Source organism: Pseudodesulfovibrio aespoeensis Aspo-2, assembly GCF_000176915.2.
In the GTDB taxonomy this organism is placed as follows: Bacteria; Desulfobacterota; Desulfovibrionia; order Desulfovibrionales; family Desulfovibrionaceae; genus Pseudodesulfovibrio; species Pseudodesulfovibrio aespoeensis.
In genome coordinates, this window is sequence record NC_014844.1 from 2,815,484 (window position 1) to 2,830,666 (window position 15,183).

Sequence of the window (15,183 nt, forward strand, 5' to 3'; positions counted from 1 at the left end):
GTTTCTATGGAAACGTTGGCCACCCAGTTCAAATCCCTTTCGGACGCCACCCGGCTGCGGATACTCAACCTCCTGGCGGGCGGAGAGCTGTGCGTGTGCGACCTGATGGCGGTGCTCGGCCTGCCCCAATCCACCATCTCGCGGCACCTGGCCTACCTGCGCAAGCACGGCTGGGTCGATGCCCGGCGCAGCGGCAAGTGGATGCACTACCGCCGACCGCCGCAGCCCACGCCCTTCATGGCCTACGCCTTCGCGCTCCTCGACGAGGAACTCTCGACCAATGCCCAGGCCGACGCGGACACCCGCGCCCTGGCAACCCGGCTCGCCGCCGAGGGGAAGTCCCCCTGTGGCCGCGACTGACCGCAAGGAGAAGCCCATGCCCGCCGTCAAACAACTTTCCTTTCTCGACCGTTTCCTGACCCTGTGGATATTCCTGGCCATGCTCGTGGGCGTCACGCTGGGATACCTGTATCCAGGGGTCAAGGACGCCATCAACGTCTTCCAGGTGGGCACCACCAACATCCCCATCGCCGTGGGCCTGATCCTGATGATGTACCCGCCGCTGGCCAAGGTGCGCTACGAGGAACTGCACCGGGTCTTCCGCAACTACCGCGTGCTCGGCCTCTCCCTGGTGCAGAACTGGGTCATCGGCCCGCTGCTCATGTTCGGGCTGGCTATCGCCTTCCTCTCCGGCCACCACGAGTACATGGTCGGCCTCATCCTCATCGGGCTGGCCCGCTGCATCGCCATGGTCATCGTCTGGAACGACCTGGCCGACGGCGACACCGAGTACTGCGCCGGGCTGGTGGCCTTCAACTCCATCTTCCAGGTGCTCTTCTTCTCGGTCTACGCCTACATCTTCATCACCATGCTGCCCGGCTGGTTCGGGCTTGAGGGCGTGGTGGTGGACATCTCCATGGGCCAGATCGCGGAGTCGGTCTTCATCTACCTCGGCATCCCCTTCCTGGCGGGCATGGCCTCCCGGTTCATCGGCCTGAAGACCAAGGGCAGAGAGTGGTACGAGGAAAAATTCGTCCCGGCCATCGCGCCACTGACCCTCGTCTTCCTGCTCTTCACCATCCTGGTCATGTTCTCCCTCAAGGGCGAATACATCGTGCAGCTGCCCTTTGACGTGATCCGCGTCGCCATCCCGCTGTGCATCTACTTCCTGGTCATGTTCCTGGTGTCGTTCTACATGTCGGCCAAGGTGGGGGCCACCTACGAGCAGTCGGCCACCCTCTCCTTCACCGCAGCCTCCAACAACTTCGAGCTGGCCATCGCCGTGGCTATCGCGGTCTTTGGCATCGACTCGGGCGTGGCCTTTGCCGCGGTCATCGGCCCGCTGGTGGAGGTGCCGGTCCTCATCGGGCTGGTGGGCGTGTCCCTGCGCATCCGCAAACGGTTCTTCCCCCACGCCGTGAACACCCCCACCGGCGTGTGCCATGTGACTTGCAAGCCGGAGTAGACGGGGACGGACGGTTTGGGGTAGCCTCCCGGCCATGAGCATCCCGCCGTCCCGCAGCCACAAGTTGGCCCCGATCCTGTGGTTTTTGTGCCTCGTCTTCGCGGCCTCCTGGGCCGTGCAGTGGTTCCAGCTCAAGAGCGGCGTGCGCTTTGACCCGGCCAGCCCGGTGTACACGCCCACCCCGTGGCTGCTGCTGACCATGTGGGTGCCAGGGCTGGCCGCCCTTGGCGTGACCGCCTGGACCGAGCGCGGCTCCCTGCGCCGCATGGCCGACAGCCTGTCCCTGCGCACCGGACCCGCCGGGCCGTACTACCTGACCGCGCTCCTGGTCCCGATCGTCTTCGCTGTCATCCACGGGCTCAACTGGGCCGTGGGCTTCAGCGCCCCGGACCCCGGCCTGCATGCCCTGAACCAGACCTCGGCAGAGCCGCACGACCTGACCTCGCTGTTCACGGTCATGCTCCCGGCCTCCATGCTCATCGGCCCGGCCATCCAGTACGTCTTTGCCCTGGGCGAGGAGCTGGGCTGGCGCGGTTTCCTGCTGCCCCGGCTGATGGTCCTGGGCAAGCCCATGGCCTATCTTGTCCTGGGCGTAGCCTGGGGGCTGTGGCACGCCCCGCTCATCCTGGCGGGTTTCAACTACCCCGGCCATCCCCTGGCCGGTCTGGGCATGATGTGCGCCATGACCTCGGCCCTTGGCCTGTTCATCAACGAGATGACGCTCGGTTCCCGCTCGGTGTTCCTGGCCGCCTTCATCCACGCGGCGGTCAACGCCCAGGTCCAGGGCGTCTGGATGTGGCTCTTCCCGCAGGCCAACCCGCTCCTTGGCGGCAGCTTCGGCCTGATCGCCGTGCTCGTCTGGCTGGGTGTGGGCGTGCTCACGGTCCGCCTGATGGCCCGCAGCAGGGCGCGGGAGCAGGGGTCGCGGATTCCCCTCTGATCCCCTGGCCTTTGATCGCGCCGTCCTGACACGGCGTGGCACACCATTTGCTTTCATCCGCAAAAAACGGAACACCCGTCACAATTCCGGCGGGACCATCCGGCATTGCGGAGGAAGCGCATGCAGATAGAGAAGCACCAGCTGGCCCAGGCCCTGAACCTCGTCCTCGCCGACACCCCCGACGCCTGGGAGGCGGGCTATTATGGCCGGCTCATGGCCGACTGCATCGGCAGCCAGGACTACCAGTACCCGGTCTTTGACTACGAGTACAAGGACCGGCGCATCCTCTACACCCATGTCCACAACGCGGTGATCCGTTCCGGCCCCATGGATTTCTTCGAGTTCGGCGTGTTCCAGGGCGAGAGCTTCAGGTCGTGGATGGAGATCAACACCCACCCGGCGTCCCGGTTCTTCGGCTTCGACAGCTTCGAGGGGTTGCCCGAGGAGTGGCGCTCCAGCAACCTGCCCAAGGGGCATTTCTCCACCAACGGGGCGCTCCCGGACATCAACGACCCGCGCGGAACCTTCATCACGGGCTACTTCAACAAATCCCTCCACCCTTTCCTGACCGGCTATGAACGCAAGAACCGCATGGTCATCCACATCGACTCGGACCTGTGCTCCTCCTGCCTCTACGTGCTCATGACCATGAACCCGTGGATCGCACGCGGCACAGTCATCGTGTTCGACGACTTCGGCCCGGCGGACGAGTTCGCCGCCTTCCACCACTGGTACACCTCCTGCTCACGCACCTGGAAGATCCTCGGCACCCGCACCGACCTCGTCAAATTCGCGGTGGCGGTCACCAACTAGTCCAGCCTGACCCGACGCAAAAAAGGGAGCTTATGGCATGCGCCATAAGCTCCCAGACTGTTTTCTGGTGGAGACGAAGAGATTTGAACTCTCGACCCCTGCCTTGCGAAGGCAGTGCTCTCCCAGCTGAGCTACGTCCCCTTGGGTTGAGGGTAGTTATCCCTTTTTGCGGGTGGCGACAAGTGTTTTGACAAGGGGCGGGAGCAGATTGTGCCGGGGTCAGAGGCCCAGCGCGGTGAGGACCGTGTCCGCGCGGTGGGCGTAGGTATGCTCGGCCAGGATCAGGGCGCGCCAGTCGCGGCGCAGGCTGTCGCGGGCCGCAGGGTTGGCGCGCAGCGTTTGGAACCGGGGCAGGATGTCTGCCGGAGCGGCAAAGGTCACGGGGGCGGTCAGTTCCTTGGGGAATATGGCCAGACCGGGGTTGGCGTCGGTCAGCAGCAGACCGCCCGCGCACCAGACGTCAAAGTGCCGCTGGGTCAGGCCCGCAGGGAGCTGCATGCCGGTGACGTTGAGGCAGGCCGAGGCCGCGCGGTATACCGCTGGCAGGGCTCCGTAGTAGTCGAGCGGCGGGCGCACCTGGGCCGTGACGCCCGGCGCGTCGCGCCACCCCTCATCGCCGAAGATGATCGCCTCGGGTCCGGCAGCGGCCAGACAGCGCGCCCGCCACGCGTATCCGGCGGCCTCGGCCCCCACGCCCACCCGGCGCACCGCGTTGCCCGGCCACAGAGGGACAGGGACGCGCTCGCGCCACCAGTGGGAGTCGGGCCGCTGGCCGCGCGCAAGCATGGCCTCTGCCTCGGCCAGCAGGGCCGGGTCCGGGGTCAGCCCGGCAAAGAACTCGCGCTTGCCCGGGAACTCGGAGCGGCCCACGAAGACGAGTTTGTCCGCAAGGTCACTGGCGCAGTCGGGCAGCGGGCCGCTGGCGGCGCGGTCCCCGGCGAACAATTCCGGGCTGGCCGCCAGGGGCAGGTGTTTGACCCAGCGCGCCCCGCTCTCCACCAGCGGACCGATGAAGGTATGGTCCGTGACAAAGAGTCGCGCCTGTTGCCAGAAGCCGGACTTGATGCCAGTGAGCAGATTGAAGGGATTGTCCACCAGCCAGACCCCCACCCTGACCCCGGCCTCGCGCAATATCTCGAAACCAAGGCCGAACGGCTCCAGTCCCCGGAAATTGACGCTGAAGAACAGGTCGGGCACGCCCTGGGCCAGGAGCCGGGGCAGCTCGGTGCCGGGCGAACGCTCCAACGCCTCGCGGTCCACACTCAGGACGCGCAGCCCCCTGGACTCGAAGGCCAGGGCCAGCTCGCGGGCCAGCATGCCGAGTGGGTCCGAGGGGAGCCAGACGGTCTTGCCATGCAGGGTGCCGGATGCGTCCTTTGCGCCAGGGCATCCGGATCTGGCCAGGGCGACCCTGGCAGCCAGGGGGGCGAAAAAGCACGGGAACGCCTTGAGCCCGGGCCGGTAGCGGACAATGGTGGCCGAGGCAGCGCGCTCCGGGGTGAACGCCTCTGGGGCAAGGGGCGAGAATCCAGCCGGGACGGCAGCTAGCCAGCCGTCGATCTGGTCGGCCATGGCCGGGCAGTCGAGGTAGGCGGCAGTGGCGAATTGGGGAAAGTGCGCGGCAGTGGAGGCCGGGTCCGGACCGAGGCCGAGAAAGATCACTTCGGACCCGCCGGGCAGGACTTCGAACTGGGCGGGATCGTCGGGCAGGGACTGGGCGTTGCCCAGCTCGTTGACGATGCGGACTCTGACGGGGCGGTTTGCCATGCTGCACTTGGCTTTTTCGGCGTATTCGGCTAGGAATCGCTCCACGCCGAGCAAGGAGCGCTGCCATGAAACAATATCAGGACAAATACTTCAAACGGGCCAAAAAGGAAAACTACGCGGCCCGGTCCGTGTACAAGCTCAAGGAGATGGACAAGCGGTTCGGCCTCTTCAAAAAGGGGCAGACCGTGCTCGACCTCGGCGCGGCCCCCGGCTCGTGGACCCAGTACGCCGGAGAGCGCGTGGGGCCGGAAGGGCATGTCCTGGCCGTGGACATCCAGGACACCAAACACACCTTTGCCGCCAACGTCACCTTTCTGCAGGCCGACGTGTTTTCCGACTCGCCGGAGCTGCTGGCGGCCATGGAACCGCTCGCGCCCTTTGACCTTGTTATCAGCGACATGGCCCCCAAGACAACCGGAATCAAGTTCGCGGATCAGGCCAACAGCCTGGAGCTGTGCGAGCGCGCCTTCGAGGTGGCGGCCAAGCGGCTGAAGAGGGGCGGCCACTTCGCGGTCAAGATATTCGAGAGCGGCGAGACCAAGGCCTATACCGACTCACTGCGCCCTCACTTTGAAAAAATCAAGCATTTCAAGCCGTACAGTTCAAGATCAGAGAGCAAGGAGATCTTCATCGTCGCGCTTGGCTTTGCGGGGATAGACGGGTAGAATTCCCGATTATTTTTGATAACAACGCTTTTTCGAGCATATTCAGGAGGACATATGGCCGGACACAGTAAATGGGCGAACATCCAGCACCGCAAAGGTCGCCAGGACGCCAAGAAAGCGAAATTCTTCACCAAGGCAGCCAAGGACATCATCCTGGCGGCCAAGGCGGGCGGCGGGAACCCGGAGGACAACTCCGGCCTGAGACTGGCCATCCAGAAGGCCAAGCAGGTCAACCTGCCCAAGGACAGGATCGAGAACGCCATCAAGAAGGGCACGGGCGAGCTGGCGGGCGGCGACTTCATCGAGGTCATGTACGAGGGGTACGGCCCTGGCGGCGTGGCCCTGCTCGTGGACGCGGCCACGGACAACCGCAACCGCACCGTGGCCGAGATCAGGCACACCTTCAGCAAGCACGGCGGCAGCATGGCCGAGGCCGGAGCCGTGTCCTACATGTTCAGCAAAAAGGGCGTGATCATCTTCGACAAGGAGAAGTTCACCGAGGACCAGCTCATGGAAGTGGGTCTGGAGGCCGGAGCCGAGGACATCATGGACGACGGCGATTCCCTGATCGTGCACACCGCGCCCGGCGACTTCATGGCCGTGCAGCAGGCGTTCACCGACGCCGGGATGGCCTTTGAATCCGCCGAGGTGGGCCGGGTTCCCGAGAACCTCATCCCCGTGGATGTGTCCACAGGCCGCAAGACCATGAACCTGTTCGACGCCCTGGAAGACAACGACGACGTGCAGAAGGTCTACCTCAACGCAGATTTCCCGGACGAACTGTTCGAGGACGAGTAGTCGGCCATGGGCCAGGACAGCGTGGTGGTCATCGGCCTGGACCCCGGATCGCGGGTGACAGGCTACGGCATTGTCCGCGAGTGTTCGGGCCAGGCCGAGCTGGTGGTCACCGGCACCATCCGCACCCCGGCGGGCAAGGACATGGGCACGCGCCTTGGCGTCATCTACACCCGGCTGGCCGAGCTGATCACGACCCACTGCCCGGCAGAGGCGGCCATCGAGAATGTCTTCGTGGCCAAAAACCCCTCATCAGCCCTCAAGCTGGGGCAGGCGCGGGGCGCGGCCATGGCCGCCTGCGCCACCCACGGCCTGAGCGTGGCCGAATACGAGCCGAGCAAGGTCAAGAAAAACCTGGTGGGCGTGGGCGGCGCGCCCAAGGATCAGGTGGCCTTCATGGTCGCCCGCTGCCTGGGCATCCGAAAACCCGACTGGCCCGAGGATGCCTCGGACGCCCTGGCCGTGGCCATCTGCCACCTGAACGAGCGGCGCATGCGCAAGCTCATGGGCGGCTGATCGCATCACTGAAGAAGCACAAGAAAAGGTTCATCCGACACTGGCCGGATGAACCTTTTTTTCGTGCGCCGGATCGCGGGCGGCTACTGCTTGCCCTTGCCCTTTGCCTTGGATTTGCCCGTGTCCGTGCCCATGGTGTCGTCCGCGCTCTTCCCCTTGCCCTTGCCGCTGGACTTGGCATTGCCCTTGGCGTTCACCGAGGGGTGTACGCCGGTTTCATTGGCAATGGCGCCCCAGCCCATGCCGGAGGCGCGCATGGACTGGATTTCGGCGGGTGAGCGGCCACTTTTCCGGGCAATGCCCTCGACCCTGGCGGTGTCGAGCTTCTGCTCGGCATACCGGCACTGCTCGCGGGCCTGCTCCAGGTCGCGATTGGCCGTGCGCTGCTGCTCCGGGGTGCCGCCCCTTCTGACCTCGTCGTACACTGCCTGGGCCTTCCTGACCCGCTCGTCCGCCTGGGCCGCGTCCTCGACCACGGCCCTGCCGACCAGCGAGACGAGATCGTCCGTGCTCAACGGGGCTGTGTCCTGGGCGTTGACCAGGGCGGGCATGCACAGCGCGGCGGCCAGGATCATGGCCTGGAGAATGCCTCTGAGACCGGATTTCGTGACGAAAAGTTGCATGACAGCTCCTTGTGTTGGGGTGGGGGTATAATTCCTATACGCCTTATGCGGCAAAAGAGTCACGGGAAATGCGACAATCCTTGTCGCGGCGGTCCGCGTTCGGGCCGCGCATTCCCTTTGAATGTCTCGCGCCAATGGGGTACACCATGGGCACGGAGGGGACGCATGATCGGATATCTTCAGGGAACGCTGCTCGCCGCCCATGACAAGGGGCTGGTGCTGCTCACCCCCGGCGGCGTGGGCTACGAGGTGGCCGCGCCCACGTCGGTCCTGGCCCGGCTGCCCGGCAGGGGCGGCGAGGTGTCGCTCTTCGTCCACACCCAGGTGGGCGAAAAGGCCATCGATCTCTTCGGGTTCCTGGAGAGCGACGACCTCGACCTGTTCCGCACCCTCATCTCCATCGACAAGCTGGGGCCGAAAAAGGCCCTGGCCATCCTGTCCATGTTCGATGCCGAGCACCTGCGCGAAGTGGCCTATCGCGAGGACGCGACCACCCTTTCGACCGTGCCGGGCATTGGCCCCAAGTCGGCCAAGCAGATATTGTGGCACCTCAAGGACAAGGTCAACAAGCTCTCCCCTGCCCCGTCCAGGGGCAGCGCCAAGGTCGAGGGACCGCGCGGCGAATACCTCGACACCCTTGCGGGTCTCAAGGGGCTGGGGTATTCCGAGGATGAGGTGAGACCCATGATACTGGAAATCTTCGACGCCGAGCCCGACCTTGATGCCGCCGGAGCCATCCGCGCAACGCTCAGAAAGATAGCGGCGGCCCGGTCATGACCAAGAACACGCTCCCCGAGGAAAGCGTCCGGCCCCGCCGCCTTGGGGACTTCATCGGCCAGGACGAGCTGCGCGCCAACCTCGATGTCTTCATCCGGGCCGCCACCGAGCGCGACAGGCCGCTCGACCACACCCTTTTCTACGGCAACCCCGGCCTGGGCAAGACCACCCTGGCGCGGATCATGGCCAGCGAGCTGGGCGTGAACATGGTCACCACCTCCGGCCCGGTCATGGAGCGCTCCGGCGACCTGGCCGCCATCCTGACCAACCTCGACCGGGGCGACATCCTGTTCATCGACGAGATCCACCGCATGCCCGCCACGGTGGAGGAAGTGCTCTACCCGGCCATGGAGGATTTCCAGATCGATCTGATCATCGGGTCCGGCCCTGGCGCGCGCACGGTCAAGCTCGACCTGGAGCCCTTCACCCTGGTGGGGGCCACCACGCGGCTGGGGCTTTTGACCTCGCCTCTGCGTGACCGGTTCGGCTGCATCTTCCGCATCGAGTTCTACTCGCCCGAGGAGCTGGGCCGCATCGTGGAGCGGGCCGCCACCATCATCGGCGTCCATGTTGATTCCGGGGGCGCACTGGCCATCGGACGGCGGGCCAGGGGCACCCCGCGCATCGCCAACCGGCTCTTGCGCCGCGTGCGCGACTACGCCCTGGTCCACGGCGACGGCACGGTCACCCGCGAGATCGCCGAGTCCTCCCTGGAGCGGCTCGAAGTGGACCAGCACGGGCTGGACACCATGGACCGCAAGATCCTCTCGCTCATGGTGGAGAACTTCAACGGCGGGCCTGTGGGCCTCAAGACCATCGCCGCTGCCTGCGCCGAAGAGGTGCGCACCATCGAGGACATCTACGAGCCCTACCTGATCCAGTGCGGCTTTCTCAAACGCACCCCTCGGGGCCGGGTGGCCACGGCCAAGGCCTACCAGCACCTCAAGATGCGCATGGACGACCGCCTCAATCTGCTCTAGCCCCTCCGGCGGCCTGGCCGCTCTGTCCAACCCTCTGGACCGGTTCCGGCATTTTCGGCCTTGTATCCCCGTTCCTTTGTGGTATCCTCAAACCAACAAACCCCTTTGGAGGATGTACAACATGGAAAGATGGGAATGTCCGTGCGGCTATGTGTATGACCCGGCAGAAGGCGACCCGGACCACAATATCGCCATTGGCACCCGGTTCGAGGATCTGCCCGACGACTGGGTCTGCCCCCAGTGTGGCGCGGAAAAGGAGTATTTCGAGAAACTGTAGGCGCGTCGCGCCCCGCACGCCGGGCCGCGAACTCGGCCTGGACGCAAGGAGAATCACATGGGAATCGTCGCTTTTCTGCTGATCGGCCTGCTGGCCGGATTCCTGGCGGGCAAGATAACCACAGGCGGAGGGTTCGGGCTGGTCGGCAACCTGGTTGTCGGCGTGGTGGGCGCGGTGGTGGGCGGGCTGACCTTCGGCCTGCTCGGCTTCCAGACCACGAGCCTGCTCGGATCGCTGATCACGGCCACTGCCGGGGCCGTGATCCTGCTCTTTCTCATCAGCCTCGCCCGAAAATGACGCCAGAAGATGACGCCAGACATGGGCAAAAAAACACTTGCGCCGCAGCCAAAGTGGCGTATGGTGAAGCCAAGAACAAAGGAACGTTTCCAGGTAACGCCAAACAAAACCATGATTCTTTGAATCGGCTTCGGTTTCAGGCAACACCCAACAAACAGGAATCCTTTGGCTGAGGCGTTGTAACACGGCAACATCTCGACAAAATTTACGAACAGCCCCCGCATCGCGGGGGCTTTCATTTTTCGGCTTGTGCACTTCCTTTGAGCGGATTGGACAAAGGCGTGTCGCTGCTGTCAGATTTGGTGTATGCACAGACCATGACCAGCGGCAGCCACAGCTGGCGAGCCCGCACCTGACCGGGCTTCAGGTCAATTCCCCCACCCTCTGCAAGGAGACTGCCATGAGAAAGATAGTGGAATCGGTATATTGGGTCGGCGTGGTGGACTGGGACAGACGTCTTTTCGACTCCCTCATCCCCCTGCCTGACGGGACGACGTACAATGCCTATCTCATCCAGGGCAGCGAAAAGACGGCCCTGCTCGACGCCGTGGACCCGGACTTTGCCGGGACACTCATGGCCGCGATCGACACCGTTTCCAGGATCGACTACATCGTCTCACACCATGCGGAGCAGGACCATTCGGGCTCCATCCCCATGGTCCTGGCCCGCCACCCCGGAGCCAAGGTCGTGGCCACGGCCAAGGCCAAGGCCATGCTCATGGACCTCATGCCCATCCCCGAAGACGCCTTCATCGTCGCCGCGGACGGGGACACGCTCTCCCTTGGCGACAAGACCCTCACCTTCATCCACACGCCCTGGGTCCACTGGCCGGAAACCATGGTCACCTATCTGGCCGAGGACAAGATTCTCTTCAGCTGCGACTTCTTCGGGTCACACATCGCCAGCAGCGACCTGTTCGTCACGGACCAGTGCCGGGTGCACGAGTCGGCCAAGCGCTATTTCGCCGAGATCATGATGCCCTTTCGCAACGTCATCGCCAAGAATGTGGACAAGCTGTCCGGGTACGACATCCAGACCATAGCGCCCAGCCACGGCCAGATTTACGGCCAGCCGGGCTGGATCATGGACGCCTATCGGGAATGGGTGTCCGCGTCTGCGCGCAATGTCGTCACCCTGCCCTTTGTCTCCATGCACGGCAGCACCCGGCTCATGGTCGACCACCTCACGGCGGCGCTGGCAGAGCGCGGGGTGCGGGTCGAGCTCTTCAATCTGGCCGTGACCGACATCGGGAAGCTGGCCATGTCGCTGGTCGATGCCGGAAGCATCGTCCTTGGCGTGCCGACAGTGCTCGCCGGGCCGCACCCGCTGGCCGCCTATGCCGCGTTCCTGGCCAACGCCCTGCGGCCCAAGGCAAAATTCCTGTCCATCATCGGGTCATATGGCTGGGGCGGCAAGACCGTGGAGACCCTTGCCGGGATGATCCCCAACCTCAAGGTCGAGGTGCTGGACCCGGTCCTGTGCAAGGGATTGCCCAAGGCCGAGACATACGCCTCGCTGGACGCCCTTGCGGACATGATCGCCAGCAAGCATCGCGAAAGCGGATTCCGGGCATAGCCTTTGGCTTCAGCGCACGGCGACCCAGGACCGGCATGAAACCTTCACAAAGGCGCAGTCGTTCCAACCTGTTGCGTTATTGTTGCGGGAGCAGGCACTGCCGGTGCAGCCAGTCGGGCGCGACCTGTCCGTTTTCCACGGCCATGACGGTGTCGCCGAGGAAAACGGCCTCCTCCAGATCGTGGGTGACATGCAGGATGGGGATGTCGAGCTCTCCCTTCAACTCCTTGAGACGGGCTCGCAGGTTCCTGCGGGTGGCCACATCCAGGGCCGAGAATGGCTCGTCGAGCAGCAGCAGGACCGGCTCGCGGGCCAGGGCCTGACAGAACGCCGCCCGCTGCCGCTCCCCGCCCGAGATGGCGGCGGGTTTGCTGGCTGCCAGGTGCCGGATGCCGAACATGTCCATGAGCGCGTCAACCCGGTCCATGTCCGTGGCGGCAAAGGCCACGTTCTTGCGGATATTGAGATGGGGGAACAGGGTGTATTCCTGAAACACGAGGCTCAGCCCACGCTTGCGGGCCGGGACAAAGACGCCGGAGTCCGGGTCGGCCCAGGTCTGGCCGCCAAAGGTGATGGCTCCGGAGTCCGGGCGCTCCAGCCCGGCCAGCAGACGGATCATGGTGGTCTTCCCTGCCCCGGACGGCCCGACCACGGCGGTGATCTGGCCGGGCGCGCAGGAGAAGCGCAGTTCAAGATCGAAGTGCTTGAGCCGCTTGGTCATGTCAGCACAGAGCATCATGGCCGCCTCGCGTTGATTTTGTTGATGATCATGAGGACCGCGAAGCTGACCGGGACCAGGGTCGCCGACATCAGGAACGCGTCGTTGAAACGCATGGCCTCCACGGCCTCGAAGATGGCGATGGACGCCACCTGGGTCTTGCCGGGAATGCTCCCGCCGACCATGAGGATGACGCCGAACTCGCCAAGGCTGTGGGCAAAGACGAGGATGGACGCCGCAGCCAGCCCGCCGATGCAGTTGGGCAGGATGATCCGAAAGAAGGTCGCCACGGGCGTGAGGCCGAGAATGGCGGCGCTTTCGAGCAGACGCGAGTCCATCTTTTCGAAGGAGGCGCGCAAGGGCTGGACCGCGAAAGGCAGGTTGAAGATCAGCGAGGCGATCAGAATGCCCGCAAAACTGAAGACCAGCCTGCCTCCGGTCAGGTCTTCCCAGGCCGCCCCGGCCAGCCCGCGCGGGCCCATGACCACGAGCAGTCCGAATCCAAGGACCGTGGGCGGCAGGACCATGGGCAGGGTGACAATGGCGTCGAGGACGCTCTTGCCCCGGAACCGGCCAAACGCCAGCACACACGCCAGCGGAGCGGCCAGCACCGGGATGAGCGCCATGGTCCAGAACGCCAGCTTCGCCGAGAGGAGGAGTGGTGTCCAATCCATGGGCTATTTGTATCCGTACTTCAGCTTCATGGCCTGCACTTCCGGCGAGGCCAGAAATTCGGCAAAACGCGCCGCCGCCTCGGGGTTGGGCGCTTTCTTGAGGATGCAACCCGCCTGGACTACCGGGGGTGCCTCATCCACGACCACAAAGCAGCCCTTCTTGCCCTCTTCCGTGAAGATCGAGGAATAGGCGATGAAGCCCACGTCAGCCGCGCCCGAGGATGCGAACTGGAAGACCTGGGAAATGGACTGGCCGAACACGAGCCTGGGCTGCACCGCGTCCCAGATCCCGGCGGCCTGCAGGGCCTTCATGGCCGAGGTGCCGTAGGGCGCGGTCTCCGTGTTGGCGATGGCGATCTTCTTCACCGCCGGGTCCTGCAACGCAGCCTTCCATCCCTGTGCGCACAGCTTCGTGTCGAGCGACCAGAACACCACCTGCCCCTGGGCGTAGACAAAGGGTTTTTGGGCCAGGCCGTCGGCATAGAGCTTGTCCGGGCGGCTCTCGTCGGCGGCCAGCAGCATGTCAAAGGGGGCGTCGTTGACGATCTGCCCGTACAGCTTGCCGGTGGAGGCATAGGTGGCCTGGACGGTCAGGCCCGTGGCCTTCTCAAAGGCCGGGATGATCTCATCCTGCATGATCGACGTGAAGTTGGCGGCCTGGGCTATGAGCAAGTCTGCGGCCAGGGCGCTCGACGGCAGGACAAGGGCAAGAACAAGCAGGAATGGGGCTATCCGTTTCATGGTCCTTCCTCGGGGGGGTGCGGGTTGCGGGTTGCGGATTGCGGGTGCGGGTTGCGGGTTTCTTTACTTTGACCGGTACCTGTGCAAACCTTGGCCTCATATATGAACGTATCGACACACAACGCAACCGTGTCACGCAATTGGGAAAAAGCGTGACCATACCCGGACACGCCATGCCAAAATCCAGAATGGTCCCCCGCCACTGCCAGCGCGAGCTGTTCAGCGTTGCCGACGACGTGCATCACCTCGACGCGCAGCAGCTCCAAAAACTCACCGACGCCTTCGCCATATGGCGAAGCAGCGCCAGACGGCCCGACAGCGTCCGGGCGCGAGAGCGGGTCGGGCTGACTTTTCTCCTGCTCCGGCACACGGGGGCGCGGCTGGGCGAGGTGCTGGCCCTTGATGACCGCACCGCCTTCGACATGCAACGCGGCGTGGTGCATCTCGGCCTGAAGGAAAGCACGCGAGAGGTGCCGCTGCCCGAGAATTTCTGCGCCGAGTTGGAGCGGGTACTGGAAAGCCCCATGGCCTGCGGCCTCAGGGGGCAGTTCTTTCACCTTGATGCAGGATATCTGCGGCGGATCTGCTATGAACGCGGCAAGGAATGCGGGCTGCCCAGGGAGCTGGCCAACCCGCGCGTGCTGCGCAACTCCCGCGTGGTGGAGATGCTGCGCGGCGGCGTGCCGCTGGCCGTGATCAAGCCCGTGCTCGGCCAGTCGTCGCTGGATTTCGCATCGGGCCTGCAACAGTTCACCCAGGAGGATGTGACCGCCATCGTCCGGCTCGCCCAGACCGACATGCGCACGCGCAGCAGCGCCCGCAACTCCTTCATCGGGCATGTGACAGCCCTGCTGGCCGATACCGTGATGGCCGAGGTAAGCATGCAGAGCCGATCCGGCGTCACCATCCACGCCGTGATCACCGCCGACAGCATGCGCGCCATGCGCCTTGAGGTCGGCACTCCCATCGTGGCCACGGTCAAGGCCCCGCTGGTCAATGTCATGCGCGCCGGACAGACGGTGTCAGGGAGCGCCCGAAACCGCCTGCCAGGGACAGTCCTGCGCGTGCTCGATTCGCCCGTGATCGCGGAGATCACCGGACGCCTCGAAGAAGGGACCGAAGTCTGCGCCCTGGTTTCCGGCCAGAGCGCACGGGACATGGCCCTGCAACCGGGAGACGAGGTGGATTTCTGGTTCAAGAGCCTCTCGGTGGTCCTCAACGCCATCCGGTAGGTTCGCCCCCCCCGCTACATGATGAAGTCCGTGGACAGGAAGTTGGAGCTGTGGTCGGGACACCCGCCACATTTCCGTTTGCCAAGAGCGCGGAAGCTGTATATCTGTTAATCTTGATATATGCATATGGCAAGAAACGGAAAACGGTGAAAAACCGTTGCGGACGCGCCGCTGTAACCGGCAAAACCCGCCCGCATCCACCCGTCAGGGGAAGGGTGCGGGCATGCATGGGGCCGGGAGCCAGAAGACGTCTTGCCTGGATGTGTTCCGGCCCGCGCCCGTTTGCGGTCGCGGACCATCTGCTTCGGACGTTGACCCGCCCGGAGC

Annotated in this window: 18 protein-coding genes, 1 tRNA gene and 1 riboswitch; of the genes, 13 read left to right on the top strand and 6 right to left on the bottom strand. The window is 64.6% G+C overall.

What is annotated here, in order from left to right; genetic code table 11:
• The first annotated feature begins 6 nt into the window (after window positions 1–6).
• The 4 genes from DAES_RS17010 (at window position 7) to DAES_RS13105 (ending at window position 3,218) form a co-directional block, all read left to right on the top strand.
• Window positions 7–360 (top strand): ArsR/SmtB family transcription factor, encoded by a 354-nt coding sequence (locus DAES_RS17010; RefSeq protein WP_013515511.1) that lies wholly within the window; start codon window positions 7–9, stop codon window positions 358–360.
• Between the two features lie 16 nt (window positions 361–376).
• Window positions 377–1,465 (top strand): ACR3 family arsenite efflux transporter, encoded by a 1,089-nt coding sequence (gene arsB / locus DAES_RS13095; RefSeq protein ID WP_013515512.1) that lies wholly within the window; start codon window positions 377–379, stop codon window positions 1,463–1,465.
• A gap of 34 nt (window positions 1,466–1,499) precedes the next feature.
• Entirely contained in the window at window positions 1,500–2,405 is a 906-nt protein-coding gene (locus DAES_RS13100) for a CPBP family intramembrane glutamic endopeptidase (protein ID WP_013515513.1), read from the top strand.
• Between the two features lie 120 nt (window positions 2,406–2,525).
• Entirely contained in the window at window positions 2,526–3,218 is a 693-nt protein-coding gene (locus DAES_RS13105; RefSeq protein WP_013515514.1) for a TylF/MycF/NovP-related O-methyltransferase, read from the top strand.
• Window positions 3,219–3,283: 65 nt separating this feature from the next.
• Here DAES_RS13105 and DAES_RS13110 read toward each other — a convergent pair.
• Window positions 3,284–3,359 (bottom strand) — tRNA-Ala (locus DAES_RS13110).
• 78 nt (window positions 3,360–3,437) lie between these two features.
• A complete protein-coding gene (locus tag DAES_RS13115; protein WP_041271795.1) occupies window positions 3,438–4,985 on the bottom strand; it encodes a glycosyltransferase family protein in 1,548 nt (515 codons plus the stop codon).
• A 65-nt stretch (window positions 4,986–5,050) separates the two neighbouring features.
• Between DAES_RS13115 and DAES_RS13120 the strand changes: the two genes are divergently transcribed.
• The 3 genes from DAES_RS13120 to ruvC are packed head-to-tail and all read left to right on the top strand — an operon-like array spanning window position 5,051 to window position 6,961.
• Window positions 5,051–5,650 (top strand): RlmE family RNA methyltransferase, encoded by a 600-nt coding sequence (locus tag DAES_RS13120; RefSeq protein ID WP_013515516.1) that lies wholly within the window; start codon window positions 5,051–5,053, stop codon window positions 5,648–5,650.
• 54 nt (window positions 5,651–5,704) lie between these two features.
• The gene (locus DAES_RS13125) at window positions 5,705–6,448 is read left to right on the top strand and encodes a YebC/PmpR family DNA-binding transcriptional regulator (protein ID WP_013515517.1); all 744 of its coding nucleotides are present in this window, start codon (window positions 5,705–5,707) and stop codon (window positions 6,446–6,448) included.
• Window positions 6,449–6,454: 6 nt separating this feature from the next.
• Window positions 6,455–6,961: a crossover junction endodeoxyribonuclease RuvC gene (gene ruvC / locus DAES_RS13130; protein WP_013515518.1), complete on the top strand. Its 507-nt coding sequence runs from the start codon at window positions 6,455–6,457 to the stop codon at window positions 6,959–6,961.
• Between the two features lie 83 nt (window positions 6,962–7,044).
• Here the strand turns inward: ruvC and DAES_RS13135 are convergent, their stop codons facing one another.
• Entirely contained in the window at window positions 7,045–7,584 is a 540-nt protein-coding gene (locus DAES_RS13135) for a hypothetical protein (RefSeq protein ID WP_013515519.1), read from the bottom strand.
• A 165-nt stretch (window positions 7,585–7,749) separates the two neighbouring features.
• Here DAES_RS13135 and ruvA point away from each other — a divergent pair, with 165 nt between their 5' ends.
• The 5 genes from ruvA to DAES_RS13160 all read left to right on the top strand — a co-directional run bounded on the left by ruvA (window position 7,750) and on the right by DAES_RS13160 (window position 11,491).
• Window positions 7,750–8,361: a Holliday junction branch migration protein RuvA gene (gene ruvA / locus DAES_RS13140; protein WP_013515520.1), complete on the top strand. Its 612-nt coding sequence runs from the start codon at window positions 7,750–7,752 to the stop codon at window positions 8,359–8,361.
• The gene (ruvB, locus tag DAES_RS13145; protein WP_013515521.1) at window positions 8,358–9,341 is read left to right on the top strand and encodes a Holliday junction branch migration DNA helicase RuvB; all 984 of its coding nucleotides are present in this window, start codon (window positions 8,358–8,360) and stop codon (window positions 9,339–9,341) included. Before ruvA ends, ruvB begins: the two co-directional genes overlap by 4 nt.
• A gap of 121 nt (window positions 9,342–9,462) precedes the next feature.
• A complete protein-coding gene (locus DAES_RS13150; protein WP_013515522.1) occupies window positions 9,463–9,618 on the top strand; it encodes a rubredoxin in 156 nt (51 codons plus the stop codon).
• A gap of 57 nt (window positions 9,619–9,675) precedes the next feature.
• Window positions 9,676–9,915, top strand: coding sequence for a GlsB/YeaQ/YmgE family stress response membrane protein (locus DAES_RS13155; RefSeq protein WP_013515523.1), 240 nt, complete (start codon window positions 9,676–9,678; stop codon window positions 9,913–9,915).
• Between the two features lie 400 nt (window positions 9,916–10,315).
• On the top strand, window positions 10,316–11,491 hold the full coding sequence (locus DAES_RS13160; RefSeq protein ID WP_013515524.1) for an FprA family A-type flavoprotein: 1,176 nt from the start codon (window positions 10,316–10,318) through the stop codon (window positions 11,489–11,491).
• A gap of 76 nt (window positions 11,492–11,567) precedes the next feature.
• Here the strand turns inward: DAES_RS13160 and DAES_RS13165 are convergent, their stop codons facing one another.
• From DAES_RS13165 to modA, 3 genes are read right to left on the bottom strand one after another with little or no spacing between them, the layout of a single operon-like run.
• Window positions 11,568–12,230 carry an ATP-binding cassette domain-containing protein gene (locus DAES_RS13165; protein ID WP_013515525.1) on the bottom strand — a complete coding sequence of 221 codons (663 nt, stop codon included), beginning with the start codon at window positions 12,228–12,230 and terminating at the stop codon, window positions 11,568–11,570.
• Window positions 12,227–12,883 carry a molybdate ABC transporter permease subunit gene (gene modB, locus DAES_RS13170; protein WP_013515526.1) on the bottom strand — a complete coding sequence of 219 codons (657 nt, stop codon included), beginning with the start codon at window positions 12,881–12,883 and terminating at the stop codon, window positions 12,227–12,229. Before modB ends, DAES_RS13165 begins: the two co-directional genes overlap by 4 nt.
• A gap of 3 nt (window positions 12,884–12,886) precedes the next feature.
• The gene (gene modA, locus DAES_RS13175; protein ID WP_013515527.1) at window positions 12,887–13,624 is read right to left on the bottom strand and encodes a molybdate ABC transporter substrate-binding protein; all 738 of its coding nucleotides are present in this window, start codon (window positions 13,622–13,624) and stop codon (window positions 12,887–12,889) included.
• 173 nt (window positions 13,625–13,797) lie between these two features.
• On the opposite strand from modA, the gene DAES_RS13180 reads away from it, so the two are divergent.
• Window positions 13,798–14,856 (top strand): TOBE domain-containing protein, encoded by a 1,059-nt coding sequence (locus tag DAES_RS13180; RefSeq protein ID WP_013515528.1) that lies wholly within the window; start codon window positions 13,798–13,800, stop codon window positions 14,854–14,856.
• A 102-nt stretch (window positions 14,857–14,958) separates the two neighbouring features.
• A riboswitch (cobalamin riboswitch) is annotated at window positions 14,959–15,125 on the top strand.
• The last annotated feature ends 58 nt before the right edge of the window (window positions 15,126–15,183 follow it).

What these genes read in the sequence shown, in the direction of transcription:
- DAES_RS17010 (WP_013515511.1), top strand. Translation starts at nt 7, where the DNA reads ATGGAAACGTTGGCCACCCAGTTCAAATCCCTTTCGGACGCCACCCGG.
- arsB (WP_013515512.1), top strand. Translation starts at nt 377, where the DNA reads ATGCCCGCCGTCAAACAACTTTCCTTTCTCGACCGTTTCCTGACCCTG.
- DAES_RS13100 (WP_013515513.1), top strand. Translation starts at nt 1,500, where the DNA reads ATGAGCATCCCGCCGTCCCGCAGCCACAAGTTGGCCCCGATCCTGTGG.
- DAES_RS13105 (WP_013515514.1), top strand. Translation starts at nt 2,526, where the DNA reads ATGCAGATAGAGAAGCACCAGCTGGCCCAGGCCCTGAACCTCGTCCTC.
- DAES_RS13115 (WP_041271795.1), bottom strand. Translation starts at nt 4,985, where the DNA reads ATGGCAAACCGCCCCGTCAGAGTCCGCATCGTCAACGAGCTGGGCAAC.
- DAES_RS13120 (WP_013515516.1), top strand. Translation starts at nt 5,051, where the DNA reads ATGAAACAATATCAGGACAAATACTTCAAACGGGCCAAAAAGGAAAAC.
- DAES_RS13125 (WP_013515517.1), top strand. Translation starts at nt 5,705, where the DNA reads ATGGCCGGACACAGTAAATGGGCGAACATCCAGCACCGCAAAGGTCGC.
- ruvC (WP_013515518.1), top strand. Translation starts at nt 6,455, where the DNA reads ATGGGCCAGGACAGCGTGGTGGTCATCGGCCTGGACCCCGGATCGCGG.
- DAES_RS13135 (WP_013515519.1), bottom strand. Translation starts at nt 7,584, where the DNA reads ATGCAACTTTTCGTCACGAAATCCGGTCTCAGAGGCATTCTCCAGGCC.
- ruvA (WP_013515520.1), top strand. Translation starts at nt 7,750, where the DNA reads ATGATCGGATATCTTCAGGGAACGCTGCTCGCCGCCCATGACAAGGGG.
- ruvB (WP_013515521.1), top strand. Translation starts at nt 8,358, where the DNA reads ATGACCAAGAACACGCTCCCCGAGGAAAGCGTCCGGCCCCGCCGCCTT.
- DAES_RS13150 (WP_013515522.1), top strand. Translation starts at nt 9,463, where the DNA reads ATGGAAAGATGGGAATGTCCGTGCGGCTATGTGTATGACCCGGCAGAA.
- DAES_RS13155 (WP_013515523.1), top strand. Translation starts at nt 9,676, where the DNA reads ATGGGAATCGTCGCTTTTCTGCTGATCGGCCTGCTGGCCGGATTCCTG.
- DAES_RS13160 (WP_013515524.1), top strand. Translation starts at nt 10,316, where the DNA reads ATGAGAAAGATAGTGGAATCGGTATATTGGGTCGGCGTGGTGGACTGG.
- DAES_RS13165 (WP_013515525.1), bottom strand. Translation starts at nt 12,230, where the DNA reads ATGATGCTCTGTGCTGACATGACCAAGCGGCTCAAGCACTTCGATCTT.
- modB (WP_013515526.1), bottom strand. Translation starts at nt 12,883, where the DNA reads ATGGATTGGACACCACTCCTCCTCTCGGCGAAGCTGGCGTTCTGGACC.
- modA (WP_013515527.1), bottom strand. Translation starts at nt 13,624, where the DNA reads ATGAAACGGATAGCCCCATTCCTGCTTGTTCTTGCCCTTGTCCTGCCG.
- DAES_RS13180 (WP_013515528.1), top strand. Translation starts at nt 13,798, where the DNA reads ATGCCAAAATCCAGAATGGTCCCCCGCCACTGCCAGCGCGAGCTGTTC.